Origin of the sequence: Henriciella sp. (assembly GCF_029936995.1) — a bacterium.
In the GTDB taxonomy this organism is placed as follows: domain Bacteria; phylum Pseudomonadota; class Alphaproteobacteria; order Caulobacterales; family Hyphomonadaceae; genus Henriciella.
The window spans coordinates 31,417-50,624 of record NZ_JAPYRE010000008.1; the positions used below are offsets into that span (position 1 = coordinate 31,417).

14 protein-coding genes are annotated in these 19,208 nt (G+C 59.9%); 7 read left to right on the forward strand and 7 right to left on the reverse strand.

Translation table 11 applies throughout. The features are described 5' to 3' along the window. Positions 1 to 12 precede the first annotated feature (12 nt). Positions 13 to 1,428: a PfaD family polyunsaturated fatty acid/polyketide biosynthesis protein gene (locus Q1K31_RS15215; protein WP_300381385.1), complete on the reverse strand. Its 1,416-nt coding sequence runs from the start codon at positions 1,426 to 1,428 to the stop codon at positions 13 to 15. 284 nt (positions 1,429 to 1,712) lie between these two features. After that, positions 1,713 to 4,562 (reverse strand): phosphoenolpyruvate carboxylase, encoded by a 2,850-nt coding sequence (locus Q1K31_RS15220; RefSeq protein ID WP_300381387.1) that lies wholly within the window; start codon positions 4,560 to 4,562, stop codon positions 1,713 to 1,715. A 240-nt stretch (positions 4,563 to 4,802) separates the two neighbouring features. Between Q1K31_RS15220 and Q1K31_RS15225 the strand changes: the two genes are divergently transcribed. Both Q1K31_RS15225 and Q1K31_RS15230 read left to right on the forward strand, forming a co-directional pair. After that, on the forward strand, positions 4,803 to 5,444 hold the full coding sequence (locus tag Q1K31_RS15225; protein ID WP_300381390.1) for a carboxymuconolactone decarboxylase family protein: 642 nt from the start codon (positions 4,803 to 4,805) through the stop codon (positions 5,442 to 5,444). A gap of 19 nt (positions 5,445 to 5,463) precedes the next feature. Next, positions 5,464 to 6,000, forward strand: coding sequence for a VOC family protein (locus tag Q1K31_RS15230; protein WP_300381392.1), 537 nt, complete (start codon positions 5,464 to 5,466; stop codon positions 5,998 to 6,000). A gap of 8 nt (positions 6,001 to 6,008) precedes the next feature. Here Q1K31_RS15230 and Q1K31_RS15235 read toward each other — a convergent pair whose 3' ends face one another. Further along, on the reverse strand, positions 6,009 to 6,878 hold the full coding sequence (locus tag Q1K31_RS15235; RefSeq protein WP_300381395.1) for a LysR family transcriptional regulator: 870 nt from the start codon (positions 6,876 to 6,878) through the stop codon (positions 6,009 to 6,011). A gap of 109 nt (positions 6,879 to 6,987) precedes the next feature. Between Q1K31_RS15235 and Q1K31_RS15240 the strand changes: the two genes are divergently transcribed. From Q1K31_RS15240 to Q1K31_RS15255, 4 genes are read left to right on the forward strand one after another with little or no spacing between them, the layout of a single operon-like run. Beyond that, positions 6,988 to 8,484: a CoA-acylating methylmalonate-semialdehyde dehydrogenase gene (locus Q1K31_RS15240; RefSeq protein ID WP_300381398.1), complete on the forward strand. Its 1,497-nt coding sequence runs from the start codon at positions 6,988 to 6,990 to the stop codon at positions 8,482 to 8,484. Between the two features lie 10 nt (positions 8,485 to 8,494). Then, a complete protein-coding gene (locus Q1K31_RS15245; protein ID WP_300381401.1) occupies positions 8,495 to 9,526 on the forward strand; it encodes an enoyl-CoA hydratase/isomerase family protein in 1,032 nt (343 codons plus the stop codon). Positions 9,527 to 9,570: 44 nt separating this feature from the next. After that, a complete protein-coding gene (gene mmsB, locus Q1K31_RS15250) occupies positions 9,571 to 10,461 on the forward strand; it encodes a 3-hydroxyisobutyrate dehydrogenase (protein ID WP_300381404.1) in 891 nt (296 codons plus the stop codon). A gap of 4 nt (positions 10,462 to 10,465) precedes the next feature. After that, positions 10,466 to 11,338 carry an ROK family protein gene (locus Q1K31_RS15255; RefSeq protein ID WP_300381407.1) on the forward strand — a complete coding sequence of 291 codons (873 nt, stop codon included), beginning with the start codon at positions 10,466 to 10,468 and terminating at the stop codon, positions 11,336 to 11,338. Here the strand turns inward: Q1K31_RS15255 and Q1K31_RS15260 are convergent. Then, a complete protein-coding gene (locus tag Q1K31_RS15260; protein WP_300381410.1) occupies positions 11,335 to 12,153 on the reverse strand; it encodes a DUF4198 domain-containing protein in 819 nt (272 codons plus the stop codon). The two genes, Q1K31_RS15255 and Q1K31_RS15260, sit on opposite strands and share 4 nt — an antisense overlap. After that, positions 12,153 to 13,214 carry a DUF6607 family protein gene (locus Q1K31_RS15265; RefSeq protein WP_300381412.1) on the reverse strand — a complete coding sequence of 354 codons (1,062 nt, stop codon included), beginning with the start codon at positions 13,212 to 13,214 and terminating at the stop codon, positions 12,153 to 12,155. The genes Q1K31_RS15260 and Q1K31_RS15265 overlap by 1 nt, the downstream gene beginning before the upstream one ends. A gap of 145 nt (positions 13,215 to 13,359) precedes the next feature. Here Q1K31_RS15265 and Q1K31_RS15270 point away from each other — a divergent pair, with 145 nt between their 5' ends. Next, positions 13,360 to 15,540, forward strand: coding sequence for a TonB-dependent hemoglobin/transferrin/lactoferrin family receptor (locus Q1K31_RS15270; protein ID WP_300381415.1), 2,181 nt, complete (start codon positions 13,360 to 13,362; stop codon positions 15,538 to 15,540). A gap of 56 nt (positions 15,541 to 15,596) precedes the next feature. Here the strand turns inward: Q1K31_RS15270 and Q1K31_RS15275 are convergent, their stop codons facing one another. Next, positions 15,597 to 16,544, reverse strand: coding sequence for a hypothetical protein (locus Q1K31_RS15275; RefSeq protein WP_300381418.1), 948 nt, complete (start codon positions 16,542 to 16,544; stop codon positions 15,597 to 15,599). Continuing rightward, a complete protein-coding gene (locus Q1K31_RS15280; protein WP_300381420.1) occupies positions 16,531 to 19,206 on the reverse strand; it encodes a fimbria/pilus outer membrane usher protein in 2,676 nt (891 codons plus the stop codon). Before Q1K31_RS15280 ends, Q1K31_RS15275 begins: the two co-directional genes overlap by 14 nt. Positions 19,207 to 19,208 lie beyond the last annotated feature (2 nt).

A 19,208-nucleotide genomic window follows, 5' to 3' on the forward strand; every position in this document is an offset into this window, starting at 1 on the left:
CAACTGATATACTTATTCAAATAGGCCGGGCGTATAGACAAAGGATGACGATGGGATGTCATGACCGCTGGCCCGCATGGCCTGCATACGGGTGATATGGGCGGCGCCGTCGAGCAGGTTCCAGGCAATCTGCTTGACTGTCCGGTTCTCAAGTGCCTCGAGCGGAGAGCCTTTCACCCATTCATTGAAAGCGCCCATGGCCGGGCCGCACCAGATCTGGAAATCGCGGGTGCGGGCGGCCTCGCCCTCGCGGGCCCATTGTGCCCCGAAGAAGAGATAGCGCCGGAAGACGAGCGCCATCTGGCGGCGTGCGTCGCCTGCGGCGCGCTCGAGTTCCGCCGGGTTGGTGCGCTGCATGTAGTTCTCGGTCTTGCTCCAGGCTTCTGCGTAGGTCTCGCCAAGAGCTGTCTCGATGAATTTCTGTTCGTCAGGTGAGCAGTCCTTGAAACCTGTGCGAGACTGGTAGATGGCCCACATACGGTTGCCGCGCATGGCAAACAGTGTACCGCGTTTGAGCACCTGCACCTGCACGCCCTGTTCGAACATGTCGGCCGCAGGGGTCATGGCGATGTCGGCCGGACCGGCACCGGCCAGCAATTTGCGGCCTTCCAGTGACAGCCCGGACTCGATAGCGGCCTGATTGACTGAGCCTGTGAGGATGTAGGCGGCCCCCATCTGGTAGGCGGCAGCCGCCGCCCAGGGTGTGCCGATCCCGCCGGCGAGACCAATCCTGATAAGATCGGGCGAGAGGCCATGTGCTGAGCAGATTTCTGCGCGGGTCTGCGCCAGTGAGGAAAACAGCGGCCCGGCGGGGCGGTTGTCCGTGTGACCGCCACTATCGGACTCGGCTGTGATGTCGCCAGCGACTGGTACAAGGCGGGCCAGCTCTGCCTGTTCAGGTGTGATGTCACCAGCTGCGACCAGCTCCTGAAGAAGCTTTTGCGGAGCGGGGGCCATGAAATGGCGGGCGACCTCTGCGCGGGAAACCTTTGCGACGACATGCGTGGTTCGCATGATCTCACCATCAGGGCCACGTGAGAGGCCACGGGCGCTGTAACGCACGATCTCTTTTGAGAGCGCCATGAAGGCTGAAGCCGACACACGCGCGACGCCGCGATCCAGGAAAAGGTCTACGACTGCACGTTCATAACCGGGCTGTTGTGGTGAATGGATAAGATTGGCGCCCCAGGCCGGAGCATCCTTGCCGAGGCCGGCCTCGATCTCATCAAGGCCCTCGGCGATCGTTTCTGGGCGCAGGCCGGCGCTGCCATAGAAGCCCATCAGCCCGGCCCTGACGGCCGCGATGACCATGCTGGGCGTTGCAATGCCGCGGGCCATTTCACCAACGACATAGGCAAACCGGCTGCCGTGCTGGCGTGTGAAACTGCGGTCGCCGAGCCACTCGGGATGGATGTCAGCCGGGCTCATCGTGGAACTTGGGGAAGGTAATGATGTCCGGTTTTCAACCTTCGAGGTTGAAGCGGATTTGTCCGAGTGGAGCCATGGTGAATTCAACACAGCGCTTCATTCCCCCTCTGGTTGCAAATGTAACCGTGAATCGCGCTATGCTGCAATGCAGGATCGACGCCAGAGGGGGCATTTTCTCCAAGGCTGTGTCTTTCTTGTGTGGGCTTCCCAGTAAAATGCTCAATACTGTTGCAACTGCAAGGAATTTGCCCTGCGTGCGAAAGCCCTGTCATGGCGGGGCTGGCCTAGCCCCAGGCACCGTAGACATGACAATTTGCAACCGAAATCCGCCGTATCAGTTCGCCTGCCAGGCGAAGGGGATGGAGAATTTCATGATGGAGCTTGTCATAGCCAGCCGCACTCGACTGGCTCGCCTCGAAGCCCCGTTCTGAAACACCGGAAATGATATCCGTTTCGTTCCGGGACGCCGGGAAGATCGTCTCCAGCATTTCGACGGCCTCACCGATCCTCAAATTCAGGATCAGGCCGATGATTTCTTCCAGGCTGATATCGTGACGGGCCGAAAGGTTGCGCATGCGCCCGACAAGGCTGAGCGCATACATCATGACGGCCTGACGGGTGGCGTGCAGCACATGGGGCTCAAGCCGGGACTCGTGGCGTGTCTCCACGCTGGGAGCATCATCAAGCGCAGCGAGCAGGTTGTCGAACTTCATGAGGTCGAGAGCCAGAATATCGGCAATGCGGTTCAGGCTGGTCGTTGTCCGGTAGTCACCGAGCACCCCGGCGATGCGTTGCATGGCATCCTCGCTATGCACATCCCCGTGCTTTGCCAGCGCCAGCCAGACTTGCGGGTCGTAGACACTGGCATAGCCGCGCAGCACAGGCAGGCTGGTCAGCATCCTGGCTTTCGTGGCGAGCATGACAAGCGCATGCATACGCGGAGATGTGTTGATGAGATCCTTCAGGCGTCCAGCTTCGCGCTGCATTGAGGAACCGATGCCACAGGCGGAATTGAGCGGCACGCCGAGCTGCTGGAGCATCGCATTATGCGAGATGGCGCGGATGGCCGAAGGCCCGGCCATGCTGCCGGCCCGTTTGACCGGACGCGACCCGGCCTTGACCAGGAAACCTGCCGTGAAGCCGCCGAGGAGCTGGGCATAGTCGCCCTCCACAAAGAGGGTTTCATGCCAGTTCCTGAGCGTACGGTAAGCGTCCCAGACAAAATCCGTGCGGACATAGAAAGGGTCATCATACGAGGGACTGGTTGGTGACAGGACATGCTCACAAAAGGCGGCATAGCTGGCTTCGGACAGGTCTGGCGTTGCGAAGTGCATGAAGCCGTCGCCGCCCTGGAAGCTCACTTCGTGCATGGGGTGCAGGCCGCGTCCGACAAGCTCACTACGTGTCCAGCGGGTGAGCAGGTGGTCGAAACGCTGTTCGAAACTGCCCGGATAGGCACCCCGGCCCATCGACTCGCCATGCGTGTTGAAGAAGAGAAGGCCAGTGCCGGGCAATTTCTCACCAAGCGCGCGTCCGATCAGACTATGAATGCGCTCGATCGCCATGTTGCCGGCAATTTGCCCGATAAAGCGCCCGGAATCGGAAAAACCGAGCTGGATCGAGAGATAGCCGCGCTGTTTCACATAATCGATGAAGGCGGGCTCCTCGAGCAGGCGTTCGACGAACCGTCCGCCGGTCTCAAGGGCCTCGGGTGTCTCGAAGAGGGGCGAGATATCGAGTGCATGATCAACGCCATACTGGCGGGCGAGATGCAGTGCACCCATTACAGTGGCCGGGTTTTCGCTCTCCGCAATCAGGAAGCGGATCGGCGAGCCGGCATCAATATGTTTGAGAATCTGGGCGCACATCATGAACTGGCGGCGCGCGGTCGACTGCTCGATGAACAGGTCGGCGAAGTTTACATCGCGCACCTTGTTGCTCGCGGCCATTTCGGAAAGCTGGCTGAGCGCCAGGCGGCCGAAATCCTCGTCCTCTGTTTCCAGGCCGAGGTCCCGGGAGAGCACACTGCGCACCTGGGCGGCGTTGACCCGCAGGTGGATGCGTGCCGTGCCGAGTTGTAGCGCCTCGATTTCGGCCCGCAGGACCTGTAGCGCGGCAGCTGTATTGTCCGGGGTCGCCTCGTCCTCGATGAGGCCTGTGAGGGGGGCGATTATTTCCGCACTGTCGGTTATCCGGTCGGTGGTGTCTTCCGTGAGGAAATTGGCTGCGCGCACCAGCGTATCCGGATCGAGCAGGTCTCCCTCAAACAGGGTTGCAGCTTCAGTCGTGAAAGCCCGCGCCTTTGCGAGACGGTCAATCAGGGCATCCAGCTTGCCGCCAGCATCGATGCCGGAAAGCCGGTCTTCGTAATAGGCGAGCTGGGCCTGCTTTTCGCGGAGCCTGAGCGCGATGGACTGTGACCAGTGAATATCGGTGCGTCCATCAAGATCGTAGCCGACCCAGCTGGCGATTGTGGGCAGGACGGGCGCGAAGCTGCGCCAGGTGTCGGGAAAACGTGCCCGGGCGATCTCGGTGACCAGCCCGGCATAATGACGGGCGGCATCGCGGGCATTTGCAATCGCCTGTTGGGCTTCTTCATGCTCACTGGCCAGCGTTATTTGTTCCGGCCAGTCCTCATTCGAGGCATAGGCTTCGGTCTTCAGGCGGGCAAGCGTGGTGTCGTCATTGGTCGAGACATGCGCGGCGAAAGCCTCCCGGAGCGTACGCGAGAGTGCGAAGGTGGGGTGAGCGGTGAAGACGATGCCGCCATGCGCGGTGCCTGCCGCCCTGGTGAAGGCCTCGCGCCCTTCATCAGCGGCGGCTTCCAGCCGGGCTCGGACCTGCGACCACGGATCTCCAGCGCCGACGGCCTCGTGCTGCTCGCGGAAACGTCCGGCGCGTTCACAGAGGAGATCGAAGTGGATGGTATCGACAAGGCCGGTCAGCTCTTTCAGCGTGTGACGCCCGCTGTCGAGATCCTGGAACAGGTTGAGCGCCAGGGAGAAGACGGAATTGGTCAGCGGGTCGGTCTCGATCTTTGACGCGTCGGCACGCAGGCGATCCAGCAGTGTGTCCCGGTCGATCGGAAGGGCTGTCGTCTTGCCTGCTGTCTGGCCGGTCTTTGGGTCTGTCATCCTGGCTCCGTGGTCTTGTCGAGGGTACGGCACCTGCCGCGGGGATAACCAGAACTGGAACTCTCGAAGCGCTGAAGTCAAGCCAAGCGCGCGCATAGCTGGGATGTGGCATGTGAGCGCCGGACATTTTGGCGGGGTCTGGACCGATTGACGCTGTGTCAGCATGGCGTCCGGAGAAAATTCATGGCTCAATAATGAAAACGCGCCCGTGAGAGGCGTAGATCATGGGAGGATGAAGCGATGCCAAGGCTGAAACAGGTTGCCCGCAAGGATGCCGATCCCTTCGCGCAGAAACTTTATGACGTCCTTTTCGGGGACCGCGACCCTGTTGCCGAGCCAGGCACTGCGACAGGCACGCCGGGCAACTGGTGGACGGTCTTCGCGCTGGTGCCGGACGCGTTCAAGCACACGACGGAAGGCTTTCAATTCTACCGTTCGAAGAACCGCAAGATTGACCCGAAGCTGCGCGAACTCGGCCAGATCAGGGCCGGCTGGGCGCGTGGTTCGCAATTCGTGTTTTCACAGCATTGCAAGGCAAGCCGGGATGTGGGCTTGAGCGAGGCACAGATCGAGGCGATCCCGCACTGGCAGGTAGCTGATTGCTGGTCGAAGTTGGAACGGGCGGTGCTTGCCTACACAGACTGCCTCGTCCTTCAGGGCGGGCGCGTGCCCGACGGGATTTTCGATGCCCTCAAGGCTGAACTTTCGGACGAAGAGATTCTCGAGCTGACCTATGTGACGGCGACTTATGATATGCATGCCACGATGAGCCGGGCGCTCAGGCTCGAATATGACGATGTCGACGAGCGCATCGTCGAGGTTGCCCCGCCGGAGGGCTCGAGCGCCGATGTCATGAGCATGGTCGACGAAAAGAAAAAGTAAGGACGGGAGGAGTAAGGAAATGGGCTATCATCACCTCGCGCTGGCCGCGCGTGACATGAAGAAGATCCACGCTTTCTATGAAGGCATACTCGGCTTTAATCTCGTAAAGGTCGAGGTCGGCCCGTCGCCGGGCGGTGGCTGGGCGAAGCATTTTTTCTACCGCATGGAGGACGACTCGAAGTTCATCGCCTTCTGGGAGATGCACGACATACCCGGTACGGAAAATTTCGAGACCAACCTCTCCAAGGCGGCCGGTGTGCCGGACCACATCAACCATATCTCGTTTGACGTGAAGGATATGGACGACCTCGAACGGCGCCGGAAACAGTGGCTCGATGCCGGGCTGGAAGTGATGGAGATCGACCATAACTGGTGTTATTCGATCTATACCAAGGACCCGAACGACAACCTTGTCGAGTTCTGTGCCACCACGGGCAGTTTCACCGAGGAAGACCGGAAGGCGGCGCTCGCAGAGCTTGAGACGAGCGAGCCGAATTTTTCCAAGCCGCCCGCGAGTGTAAAGGTCCACAAACCTGAAACGACGGCCGATGCCTGATTGAGGAGCTAGGGCAACTCGCGCAGGAGGCCGGAGAGATAGTCTGACAGGAGCCGGTTACGGGTCAGCCCGGCAACATCTTCATGCACGGCGAGCCAGAAGGTCCGCGTGACACGGATGTCATTGGTGAGCAGGCTGACCAGCCCATCCATCTTGCGCGCCAGGAAGGCGGGCAGGATTCCAAGCCCGGCACCGGCAGCCACCATCTCCGCCTGGGCGAGAATGCTGGGGCTGCAGAGCTGCGGCGTCAGGCCGGGCAGGACTTCGTCATAATAGCGAAGCTGCGAAGAATAGATGAGGTCGTCCACATAGCCGATCAGGGGATGCGCGCTGAGGTCTTCACGGCTCTGGATCGGGGCGGATGTCTCAAGATATGAGGCCGCTGCGTAGAGGTTGAGGGTGTAGTCGCTGAGCTTGCGGATACGCAGGCGCCCGGCTGTCGGCCGTGTCAGCAGGATCGACATGTCAGCCTGGCGTTTGGGGACGCTGACAAAGCCGGACAGGGCGATCAGGTCTATGTCGATGCGCGGATGGGCCTGGCGGAAATCCTTCAGCGCCGGGGCGATGATGGCGGTGCCGAGGCCCTCGGTGGCACCAAGTCTTATCCGCCCTGCCGCGCTTTGCTCGGTTTCGCTGGCGGCCATGACATCGAGCGAGACCGATTCCATCGCTTCGACCCTTGCGGCCAGCCGCTCACCGGCAGGTGTGAGCGAGTGGCCCCGGCGGGTGCGCTCGAACAGGGTGAGGCCAAGCTCCTGTTCGAGCTTCTTGATGCGGCGGCTGATTGTTGTGGCATCCATATGCAGGTGGGAGGCGGCCTCCTCCAGCTTGGGGCGGCGGCTCACATCGAGAAACACACGGAGATCGTCCCAGTTCATCAGGCCTATTAACCTGCATTCATGCAGGTGTCAGCTGCGGTATTTGGGGTTTAACAGCAAATATTCAGCCTCTAGGGTTCACTCAGACACATGAAGGAGGATCGCGACCGTGCGCGCAGTAAATCATTTCATTTCCGGCAAGAGCGTCGAGGGCCAGTCTGGCCGTTTCGGCGATATCTACAATCCGAATACCGGCGAGGTGCAGGCAAAGGTCTCTCTCGCGTCCGATGCGGAAGTCGACAAGGCGGTCGAGGCGGCAAAAGCGGCGCTTCCGGGCTGGATGGCGACCAACCCGCAGCGCCGGGCGCGCATCCTGTTCAAATTCAAGGACCTGCTGGAGCAGAATATCGACGAGCTCGCCGAGCTCTTGTCCTCCGAACACGGCAAGGTGGTTGCGGACTCCAAGGGCGACGTCCAGCGCGGCATCGACGTGGTCGAGTTCGCCTGTGGTATCCCGCACCTCCAGAAGGGCGAGTACACTGAAGGCGCCGGGCCGGGCATCGACGTCTATTCCATGCGCCAGCCTCTGGGTGTCTGTGCGGGCATTACACCGTTCAACTTCCCGGCCATGATCCCGTGCTGGATGTTCGCCGTGGCGATCGCCTGCGGCAACACTTTCGTGCTCAAACCCTCCGAGAAAGACCCGTCCGTGCCGGTGCGCCTTGCGGAACTGTTCATGGAAGCTGGTGCGCCGGAGGGTGTGCTGAACGTGGTGCATGGGGACAAGCAGGCCGTCGATGCCGTGCTCAAGCATCCCGATATCCAGGCCGTGAGCTTTGTCGGCTCATCGGATATTGCGCAGTATGTCTATTCCACTGGCACTGCGCACGGCAAGCGCGTGCAGGCCATGGGCGGAGCGAAGAACCACGGCATCATCATGCCGGACTGCAACATGGAGCAGGCGGTCAAGGACATTGTCGGCGCAGCCTATGGCTCGGCCGGCGAGCGTTGCATGGCGCTTCCGGTGGCCGTGACCGTCGGCAAGGATACAGGTGACGAGTTCGTCGAGCGCATGATGGAAGCTGCGCAGAACCTCAAGGTCGGCATCTCGACTGACAAGGACGCGCATTATGGCCCGGTCGTCTCGGCGGCGCACAAGGCCAAGGTCGAGGACTATATCAAGATGGGCGTCGATGAAGGCGCGGACCTGAAGCTCGATGGCCGGGGCCACACGCTGCAGGGCCATGAGAATGGCTTCTTCGTCGGCCCGAGCCTGTTCGATCATGTGAAGCCGGAGATGAAGACCTACAAGGAAGAGATCTTCGGGCCGGTCCTGCAGGTTGTCCGCGCCGAGACGCTGGAAGAGGCTGCCGCCCTGCCATCCAACCACCAGTACGGCAATGGCGTTGCGATCTTCACCTCCAACGGCCGCGCCGCGCGTGAGTTCGCCGCCCAGGTCAATGTCGGCATGGTGGGCATCAATGTGCCAATCCCGGTGCCGGTCTCCTATCACACATTCGGTGGCTGGAAGCGCTCGGCCTTTGGCGACACCAACCAGCACGGGCCGGAAGGTGTGAAGTTCTGGACCAAGATCAAGACGGTCACACAGCGGTGGCCGGAAGGTGATATCGGCGATCAGGCCTTCGTCATCCCGACGATGCAGTAGGAGCGTCTGAATGGCTGATAAATCCGTAATCGCACGCAAGCAGGGCAAGGCCGGACGGCTGACGCTGAACCGGCCCAAGGCCCTGCATTCGCTGAACGCCGAAATGGTCGCACTGATGAGCGATGCGCTCATTGACTGGCGCGATGACCCTGACGTTGACCTTGTCGTTATCGATCACGCTGAAGGCACGCGCGGCTTCTGTGCCGGGGGTGATGTGCGGATGCTGGCGGAGTCCGGGGCCAAAGGGGGGGAAGAGGCGTGTGCTTTCTTCGCCGCCGAGTACCGGCTGAACACGTTGCTGGAAGAGTATGAAAAGCCGGTTGTTGCCATTCAGGATGGTGTCACGATGGGCGGCGGCGTCGGTATCTCCGTGCACGGAGATTTCCGTATCGCCACACCGAACACGATGTTCGCCATGCCGGAATCCGGCATTGGCCTGTTTCCCGATGTCGGCGGTGGCTGGTTCCTGCCACGCCTGCCAGGCGCACTGGGCATGTGGCTGGCGCTTACAGGCGCGCGGCTGAAGGGTGAGGACGTTCTGGCGGTCGGCGTTTCGACGCATTTTGCCGAAAATCCGGAAGGACTTGCAGATGAGCTCTGCGAGAAAGGGGTGTCCGCGCTCGATCCGCTCAAGACGAATGCGGAGCCCTCTTTCACCGAGCACATCCCCGAGATCGATGCCTGTTTCGCCAAGGAGAGTGTCGAGGCAATCGTGACTTGCCTGGAAGATGGCAGCGACTGGGCAAAAGGACAGGCGGAAACGCTCAAGTCCAAGTCGCCGCTCACGCTCAAGATCGCGCACCGTCAGCTGCACGAAGGGGCCAAATGCAAGGACTTCCGCGAGAATATGCGTATGGAATACCGTATCGCGTCGCGGCTCGTCCTGACCAAGAGCTTCCATGAAGGTGTGCGGGCCGTGCTCATCGACAAGGACAATGAGCCGAACTGGCAGCCGCCGAACCTTGAATCGGTCAGCCCGCAGATGCTCGACACCTTCTTCGAGCCGCTAGGCGCGGGCGAGCTTACTTTTATCGAGAAATAGAAAAGGCGATGGCCTGATGAGAGCCATCAGCAGGGAGACAGATCATGAGCAGACTTGCATTCATCGGCCTTGGAAACATGGGTTCGGGCATGTGCGCCAACCTGGTGAAGGCCGGCCATGAGGTACATGCTTTCGACCTGAACCCGGATGCTGTGAAACAGGCAGTTGCAGCCGGGGCGACAGCAGCGGAGTCGATTGCCGCTGCGGTGAAGGGGGCTGAGGTTGTCGTGACCATGCTGCCGGCGGGCAAGCATGTCGACCAGGTCTATTTCGGCGAGAATGGCGTTGCGGCCAATGCCGGGCCGGGCACGACCTTCCTCGACTGTTCGACCATTGCTGTTGAGGAATCGCGTGAGGCCGCGAAGAAGGCGGCCGATGCGGGCTTTTCCTATATGGATGCGCCCGTGTCCGGGGGCGTCGCGGCAGCCGAGGGCGGTACACTCACCTTCATGGTTGGCGGGCCGAAGGAAGGCTATGAGAAGGCAAAACCCGTACTCGACGCGATGGCCAAGAATGTCTTCCATGCCGGCGATGCCGGGAATGGGCAGGTCGCCAAGATCGCGAACAACATGCTGCTCGGCATCTCGATGATCGGGACTTGCGAGGCGTTCAACCTGGCTGAAAAGCTGGGGCTCGATGCGCAGACCTTTTTCGATATTTCCTCGACTGCCTCGGGCCAGTGCTGGTCGATGACGAGCTATTGCCCGGCGCCCGGCCCGGTTCCGGCGGCACCGTCGAACAGGGACTACAAGCCGGGCTTTGCGGTTGCCATGATGCTGAAGGACCTGAAGCTCGCGCTCGCTTCGGCTGAAGGGGCCGGGGCTGACACGCCACTTGGCGAGCACGCGCAGGATATCTATGCAAAACTCGACGAAGACGGTCATGCGGGGCTCGACTTCTCCGGCGTGATGAAGCGTATCCGCGGCGAGATCTAGACGCGTGACAGGTCTGCACGGTGGTATCGATGCAGGTGGCACCAGCTTCAAGTGCGGTGTTGCGGATGCCGCGGGCAGGCTGGTCGCGACGCGGCGTGTTCCCGTCAGTCTGCCAGAGGAGACGCTGGAGGGCTGCACCGCCTTTTTCCGCGAACAGGGGCCGCTCCAGAGTCTCGGGATTGCCAGCTTTGGCCCGGTTGATATCGACCCGGCCTCGCCCGGCTATGGCACGATACTGAAAACCCCCAAACCCGGCTGGACCGGGACGAACCTGCGGACGGCCTTTGGTGAGCAACTGGGGCTCTCGGTTCATCTGGACACGGACGTAAATGGCGCGCTTCGTTCAGAAATGTCTCTCGGCGCCGGCAAGGGCGCTGCGTCGGCTGCCTATGTCACGATCGGCACAGGTATCGGTGCAGGACTCTTTGCGGGCGGTGAGATTGTCGCCCGTCCGTTGCATCCCGAATTCGGGCATGTGCCGGTGCGCCGTCATCCTGATGATGTATCCTTCAGGAGTAACTGCCCGTTTCATGAGGATTGTCTCGAGGGGCTGGCCTCGGCGGCTGCGGTGGCCCTGCGTCATGGCGATCCGGCCATGCTGGCAGAAGACCATCCCGGCTGGGAGGTCGAGGCTGACTATCTCGCACAGGCCTGCCGCATATTGAGCCTTACAGCCCGGCTGGAGCGGATCATCCTTGGTGGCGGCCTCATACAGGCGGGGCATCTGGTGACGCGGGTGCGAGACGCCTATGCCCGCCAGATGGGCGGGTATCTGGATGAGACACCCGCCGATGTGACGCGATTGATCGTCCCTGCCGGGCTCGGACAGGATGCCGGTCTTCTCGGCGCGATCCTGCTGGGTATGAGGGCGCGTTAGTTTCCAGTCTCTGCTGCGCCAGGGATTTCGAATGTCAGCGTCGTCGTATAGCTGCGCACATCGGTTTCGGCACCATCAGGTGCCTCGGCGATATGACGGGCCAGAAGAACATAAACGCCGGGCGTGAGCGCGGGCAAAGCGGCTTTGCCATTCTCACCGGATGACAAGGCCAGACCGTCTTCTCCGGAGGCATAATGGCCGTACGCGTCAATCAGCATGATTTCATCGCTTGAGAGGGGCTCACCGTCAAAACTGAAAGAGGCGGTGAGAGGGTGCCCGCTTTCGAGGGGGGCTTCGCCATCCCCGAGCATCAGCGACAGCCGGCCACTCGTGGCTAGCATCGCCGGGCGCTCAGCAGTGCCCACCATGACAAAGCTTTCCGAGACAGTCGCCGTTTGTGATGTCAGGATCTCCGCATCATCGGGGAGGCTGTCAGGTGTTTCACCATCCGGGCCAAGGCGTACATACTCGCCGGCGCTGAGAGCGACCTTGCCTGTCCGGCCAAGACGCTCGCCGGTGGTCAGCCTGTAGAGGCCCGGCGTGCCGGGTGTGCCTTCCAGAATAGTTACGGCCTTGAATGTTTCGACCGTTTCAAAACTGGCAGCTTCACCATCCGGACCGGTCATCGCGAAGCTATCGGAAACGAGCGCAATCTCCGGGGCCGGGAAAGCGTCACTGAATGAAGCGAACGCGGTGATGGTGGCATCCTCCTCGGCAGTGAAAGTGTTTGGCAGGAGAAAGCCGGCGTGGGCGAAGGCGGGCGCTGCCGAAAGTACAGCCGACGCACCGCCAAGAATAATATACCTGAGGCCCATCAGTTCGCACTCGCCAGTGTTGTGGTCGGGCGCAGACGGGTGGCGAGTTCACCGATCTCCGGCGTGACATATTCCTGGATCAGTGCACGGGCTTCCTCGCTGGCGGTTTCGAGGGGTTTCGTGCCGTCCCGAACCTCGTTGGCGAGGTCGAGTAGCGGGCCGTAAAGGTCGCCTGTCTCGCCCTTGATCGTGATAGCGAAGTGGTCATTCTCGGTTGCAATCGTGTTCCATTCCTCCCGGACTGCGGCCCAGAAGGTCTTGGTGGCGTCCCAGTAATCCGTCGCGATCCCGACATCGAAATCACTGCTCGCCTTGTAGGTGTTCACACCGATTTCATGGACCAGTGCCTGCGGGGCTTCGCCTGTCAGGATGAGCTTGGAGTTATCCTGTTCATGCACCCAGCCAAAAGGGGTAATGACATGGCGGTTCATGGCATCGACGGCGTGATAGTCATCGCGGGTCGTCATGTCCCGGCGGGGCAGGGGGCGCCATTCATGTGGCGGAGTCCATTCAGCGACGCCATTGTCATAGCTCCAGTCGCCAACCGCGCCATACCGCGGAGAATCATCGACCTGGTAGACGGTTTGCGACCACGCACCGTCGCTCTCGTCGGGGGCAACATCGCGCATCTCCCAGGCATTGCCGCCAATAAAGACCATTACTTCTTCGGGTTCATACTGCCAGTCCTGGCGCCAGTGCTTGACCGGGAATTTCTCGTCACCGCCCACGACGAGGATGTGTTGCAGGCTGATGAAGTCTCCACGGTCCTCGATAACGCGAACAACTTCATGCGCGCCGGACAGCTTCGGCTCTTTTAGCTCGTAGCCCTTAAGGAGGGGCACGGTCTCGGTGAAATCGAAGGTGACCTTGTAGTCGCCCGCCATTGCGAGGATGGCCTGGCGGTCCTGTTCGAACTGGCTATCCATCTCGGCTGAAACGGCGCTGGCAGGCGCACGCAGCTTGGTGCCGGCACTGGATGCGCTGGTGGCTGTACAGGCTGTCATGAGCGCAATGGCGGCCGTCGCGGCCAGTGTTGCTGCATTGATGCGTGCGGTAAGCATATTGGTTCCCCTTGAGTTTTCTGCCCCGTCTGGAGTGGATCACGAAAGACACTAATGAATATGAGAATCACTTGCAATCTCAAAAGCCATCTGCCACAAGCCCTGAATTGCGAATGAGTATCAAAAGCATTTAGGGGTAAAAATCATGCGTACCAAGTCTCGCGCGGGCTCGTTGGGAAGCTCCGGCCTGAGAAGCGCCTTGTTCATATCTGTACTGACGGCGATTGGCGCCGGGCCGGTATTCGGACAAGCGGTTTCAAAAGGGGCACAGGAAGAGCCGGAGCTGCGTGCGGAGACGATCACTGTTTATGGTACGAGTAACCCGATCCCGGTCTTCGACTATCCAGGCCAGGTGTCTGTTATTGACCGTGACGAGATTGACCGGCTGGCTCCATCGGCCATTTCGGACATGTTGCGCGATGTGCCTGGCCTCGAGTTCAGTGGTGGCCCGCGGCGCACTGGCGAGACGCCAAGCCTGCGGGGGCTTTCCGGCCAGAATGTCCTGATCCTGCTGGATGGGGCGCGGCAGAGTTTTGCGTCCGCCCATGATGGCCGCTTTTTCACGGATCCAAGCCTTATCGGCAAGGCAGAAGTCGTGAAAGGACCGGCGTCGGCGCTTTACGGGTCAGGCGCGGTGGGGGGCGTACTGGCTTTCGAGACGGTGGACGCCGCCGATCTTCTGGACGACGGCCAGAGCTGGGGTGTGCGCCTGCGCGGGGGATATCAGAGCGTGAACGAGGAGAGCTTCGGAACGGTCACTGCATTCACCAGGCAGGGAAAGTTTGACGGGCTCGCCAGTTTCAGCCTGCGCCAGTCCGGCGATATCGAACTGGGATCCGGAGCAACGCTGCCATCTGATGACGATATCCAGACGGGGCTCCTGAAAGGCAGTTACGAGATCACCGATGCTCTGTCTGTGGAAGGGTCATGGCAACGTTTCGAGAATACCGCAATCGAGCCGAACAATGGTCAGGGGACAGCTGGTACAGGGGATTCTGTACTGGACCGGGATGTGGAGAAGGAGATCACAACAGATGCCTTCCGTGCGCAGGTTAATTTCAATCCGGTCTCAAACAAACTGATTGATGCATCGCTTACGGGATATCAGACGACAACCGAAGTCGATGAATATGACCAGACCATCCCGCGCACGACGATCCGCGAGATCGAGACGACAGGTGTCAGCGCGCGCAATGCGGCTCGCTTCAACGCGGCCGGGATGCAGCACACGATTACAGTTGGCGGAGACTGGTACAGAGACGAACAGACGGGGATCGATACAGAGACAGCCGATGGCACGCGTGGGGGCGTCCCGAATGGCAAGTCAGAATTTACCGGCGTTTTCGCACAGCTTGAATCCAGCCTTGAGACTACGGCGGGCGACTTCCTTTTCATTCCGGGCATACGTTACGACAAATTCGAGAACAGGTCGGCGCTCAGTCCGGATGAAAATTCCGATGAAGCCGTATCGCCGCGATTTGCGGCGAGTTATGCGCCGATGGAGTGGTTGCGTATATTTGGCAGCTACTCCGAAGGTTTTCGCGCGCCTTCGATCAATGAACTGTATCTCGATGGTACGCACTTCGAGGTGCCGCATCCCATCCTGTTCAATCCGGGCATGGGCAGCTTCGTCTTTGTAACGAACGAATTCGTGCCGAATCCCGATCTGGTGCCGGAAGAGACCGAGACGGTTGAACTGGGTGCAGGCGTGGATTTCGATAATGTCTTTGCCAGCCGGGACCGGCTTCAGGCCAAGGTCAGCTATTATGAGAGCGAAGTGGAGAATATGATCAACCTCTCGGTTGACTTCGCCTACGATCCGACATGTTTCGCGCCGCCTTTCTTCCCGTGTACTGCGGGCACATCGGAGTCGGCAAATATCGACAGTGCGGAGATCGAGGGCTGGGAAGGTGAGCTGCGTTATGATTCCGACCGCTTCTTCATGCGGGCCAGCTATTCCTCGATCGATGGGCGCAACGCCGTGACGGGCAGTGATATCGGATCGCTGACGCCAGACCGGGTGGCGGTGAATTTCGGGCTCAAGGTGCCGGAGTGGAACGCCCGGTTCGGCTCGCGCATCCAGCACGCGTCGGACTTCTCGCGCCGCGAGGCAGATGGCGGGGGCGGCTTCACCACCGTCGAACAACGCGACAGCTATGCCGTGCTCGACCTTTATGCGAGCTGGGCGCCTGAGTTCGCCAGGGGGCTGAGCTTCAATGCCGGTGTCGATAACGTGTTCGACGAGGATTATGAGCGCATCTTCCAGGGCGTCTCCGAACCTGGCCGGAACTACAAGATCGCAGCCACCTGGCAGTTCGGTGGCTAGTGTGGTGCTCTATTCAACGGCGCGAACTCACCTTCCGAATTATGGTTTCGGCGGAATTACTCTGCGGTGATGATGACGGTCACTTCGTCGGAGTAGCGTCCTGCAACTGAATTGCCGGGATTACCTGCGATGATGAATTCAAGACGGTGCTGGGAAACCGTGTTTCCCGTCAGGTCTGGGGCATTGCTCGCTATCTCGTCCATAACGACGGCCTTGCCATCGAGTTCAACATCATAGGCAATACTCATATCGGCATGTTCGTGAATGAGGTTGCCGCCGTTGAGCGAACGCAGTCTGACTTCGTAGCCGACATTCGCGCTTACGGAGAAATCCACGTTTTCGCGTCGACCCTTTCGCAAGGATCCGAAGTCGAGATCGCGGCGATTGCTGCTGGCGCCAGGATCCGAGCCGAATGAAGCGCTGATACGTGGTTGGACTTCCGCACTCACCTCCAGGCGTTGCTCGTCTACGAATTCAAGCATGCCGTCGCTGTCATCGTAGAGTGCGATCTTGAGAAAACCGCGATAGAGCCCGGCCGCTACATCCTGACCTGGAGGAATGATCAGTTCGACCTGCTGGCGGGCGCCTTGTCGCCCGCCTTGTGTTCGGCCGGACAGTTCCACGCGTTCTGCGCTTCCATCCGTCTGGCTGCCAAGTGCGCGTACATCGAAATCAAGTGCCTGGTTGCCGGATATGAGCTGACCTTTGCCACCATCGGGTTCGACGACAAGGACGTAACGGCAGCCGCTGTTGTCACTGAGGATGTCGATTGAGGCGCGTTCGGCATGAAGCGTCTTGCTTCGGCTATCATAGCCACGGCTATAGGGGCCACGGTAATTGATAAAGCCATTGCTGGAGATAGCGAGCTTGCACGGCTGATTTACCGAACCGTTCTCCAGCAGACTGGGCCCCTGGGCGTCTGCGCGGCCTTGGGCAGACGGAGTTGTTGCTAGCAAGGCAAGCACGGCTGTCACGAGAACCGTAGAACGATTAGAGTGTAGCATCGGCAGTCTCCCATCTGTCCTGGTTGGCGGCCACCTGGCCGGGGCCGGTCGGATTTTCCGGTAGTAGCTGTATCGGGGTCTCAAGGCGCAGAATGCCGACATCACCTTCGGGAACTGTAAACCGGGCAATCATTCCGGCTGGTGAGTCAAACTCGATACGGATGTGTTCGCCATGCTTCAGTCCATCGACATAGAGCCGTCCTCCGGCATTGGTGAAGATCGGCTTGCGTTCACCGTCTTCGTTAATAGCGTAGCCGGCTGCATATTCGACTGGCGTGCCTGTGGTGTCGACGAGCACGGATGTAATCGCAACGTTCCTGTCATCGCCGAGTTCGACGACATATCCGCCTCGATAGCTGGGTTTGAAATGGATTGCCTGTCCCCCGAGTGAGACACCTGCAGGCGCATCGGGGGCATCAATCTCGATCGTACGGACGTAGTAGGCGTTCAGATCGGGTACGACGGCCGGGCCAAACATTGAGGAGTGGGCGGCATATTTCCGATCTGTCGTGAATATGGACCCTTGCGGGTCGGCCGCGAGCTCGAAGTCTCCAGCTTCCTTATTGGCAGCAAAGATGGCGAAGCTATCGTAAACGGGTCTGGACAAGGCAAAATGTCCATCGGCAAACACCAGGGCAGTCCCCAGGGACACATCGGTGATGTTCTCTGATCCAAATGAGCTGTTCAGTTCCGATCCGGCAACGCTCTGTTGGATACGGCCCTCGAAGCGATTGCCTGTATAGGAAAGCTCGCCTTCAATTTCGTCGATACCGGACTGGCGTTGATAGCCCGCCCGCCATCCCAGCGAGCCGACGCCGCGTTCGCGGCGATTAGTGTAAGAGGCGCGGGTGGCGCTGTCGCGCGTATCGTGGCCGAATTGGGCAAACCCCTTATCGAGACGGAGAGTGAAGTTGATACCTGCAGAAAGCTCGGTTTCATCGCCACGATCTTCGTGCCGAACATTAGCGCCGAGCGTGCCGTAGCGCGTGCGCCAGTTCAGGCTTGCCCCGAGAGAGGTAGAGGTCGTCTCGGCCCGGCCATAGCGCTCTGTCCATCCTGCGAACAATTGCAGGCGAAGGTTATCGCTGAGGTTTGCGGAGCCGCGTGCAGCCAGATCATATTTGAAGTTCGCCTGTCCTCGGCCCAGCGCTTTGTACTGTTCGTCAGCATAGCTTGCGAGAAGATCAAAACGGGCGTTGCGGTCCGAATCCGTGCCGCTCCACTGGTACTGGCCGGTTATGGCTGTGCCGCTTTCGCCATCTGCAGAGCTGTAATGAGCGAGTACCCCGAACGTCCCCAAACGATTGGTATAGAACCCTTCACCGCCAATATTCGTAACGTCACTATCGGCCTGAAGGCTGACACCGGCGGTGAGTTGGTCGGTCCAGCCTTTCCGGTAAAAGCCGCTTATCGCGACGTTATCGAAGTCATACTCGCGTTCGCCGCCAACGATATCACTTGTCGGTCCTATGCTCAGGGCGAAGTCGGTGACTCCCTTCTTGAGCAGATTGAAATCGTAGAATGCGGAGAAGATCACCCGATCTGTTTCACCACTGTCGTATTCGATCTCGAGGACAACATCATTACCCGCTGCGCTCTGCAGCGGCAGATCTGTCAGGCTGTAACGTCCTGGCGACAGCCGGATTTCACGTTGGAACTGACCATTGATATAAATCGAAACTGATGCAGGGCGTTGTAGCTCAAACTGCTGGGAGGGATTTGTGCGGAATTCTTCGTAGGGTTTGAGGCCGAAATTTCGAAACCCGGCAATACCGAGCAGTTTCGGGTTGCCCTGCAGACCGGTGGAAGGAGCGTGAATATCGCCAGCCTGGACGCGAACCATGCGGTCAACGAAATCCTTGGTCAGTCGCGTATCGTTCCGCACCAGACTTTCGTTCGCGATGTCATTATACCTGATACCGGTTTCAAGTACGAAACCATCGTGGTTGACCACCGCCTCAACGTTGGTCTCGCTTGCGTAGAGTCCCTTCTCGAGAAACTCGCTGTCATGGACGTACGAAGTCCCAGCCGCGACATTCACGATGGCGCTCGTTGTAGCCTGCTCCGCAATCTTCAGTCCGATAGAGGGATCGCGGCGCGGCTGCAGAGCGATCGGGACCACCGAGCGAATTTCCAGTGGTACGTCGATAATGAGGATCAGAACCGTATGGTCGAACTGGGCCGGTATCCCGAAAGACGTGAGCTCTCCTGTGCTGATCTGATCCTTTCCTTCGGCAAAGGCCTGTAGCTCGCTCTGCTTTTCTTCTATCAGGAAAGGCATCAGCAGGGGCAGAAAGCCCTCTGTATCGATCAGGGTCTCGCCGCGCTTAAGGCTGCGTGTCATGACAACATCGCCCTGATTTAGCCCCGAAATGATTACCGGATACGGCAGGGCAACCTCCGCTTGGGAAGTGCGCCCGAACATAGCGGCATAGATCTCGTCAATGTTGGCGTCTTTGCTAACCTTCTGGGAGCGGTCGCTATCGTTTGTGCCTGGCGCTTCCGGTGCAGCAGTTGCGGTAGGAGCTATGGGGCCGAGATTGTAGACCAGAAAGCTGGTTGTAAGGAGCCACCGGCCAAGCGAACCGGGCTTGCGCGGTGCATAAGGATGGCTGCGCCTGACGGCAGACTGCCTGAACGGTGTGCGGGATGCGCCGGCCACTT

Excerpts from the sequence above, each read along its gene's own strand:
- Q1K31_RS15215 (WP_300381385.1), bottom strand. The coding sequence starts at position 1,428 with ATGAGCCCGGCTGACATCCATCCCGAGTGGCTCGGCGACCGCAGTTTC.
- Q1K31_RS15220 (WP_300381387.1), bottom strand. The coding sequence starts at position 4,562 with ATGACAGACCCAAAGACCGGCCAGACAGCAGGCAAGACGACAGCCCTT.
- Q1K31_RS15225 (WP_300381390.1), top strand. The coding sequence starts at position 4,803 with ATGCCAAGGCTGAAACAGGTTGCCCGCAAGGATGCCGATCCCTTCGCG.
- Q1K31_RS15230 (WP_300381392.1), top strand. The coding sequence starts at position 5,464 with ATGGGCTATCATCACCTCGCGCTGGCCGCGCGTGACATGAAGAAGATC.
- Q1K31_RS15235 (WP_300381395.1), bottom strand. The coding sequence starts at position 6,878 with ATGAACTGGGACGATCTCCGTGTGTTTCTCGATGTGAGCCGCCGCCCC.
- Q1K31_RS15245 (WP_300381401.1), top strand. The coding sequence starts at position 8,495 with ATGGCTGATAAATCCGTAATCGCACGCAAGCAGGGCAAGGCCGGACGG.
- mmsB (WP_300381404.1), top strand. The coding sequence starts at position 9,571 with ATGAGCAGACTTGCATTCATCGGCCTTGGAAACATGGGTTCGGGCATG.
- Q1K31_RS15260 (WP_300381410.1), bottom strand. The coding sequence starts at position 12,153 with ATGGGCCTCAGGTATATTATTCTTGGCGGTGCGTCGGCTGTACTTTCG.
- Q1K31_RS15265 (WP_300381412.1), bottom strand. The coding sequence starts at position 13,214 with ATGCTTACCGCACGCATCAATGCAGCAACACTGGCCGCGACGGCCGCC.
- Q1K31_RS15270 (WP_300381415.1), top strand. The coding sequence starts at position 13,360 with ATGCGTACCAAGTCTCGCGCGGGCTCGTTGGGAAGCTCCGGCCTGAGA.
- Q1K31_RS15275 (WP_300381418.1), bottom strand. The coding sequence starts at position 16,544 with ATGCTACACTCTAATCGTTCTACGGTTCTCGTGACAGCCGTGCTTGCC.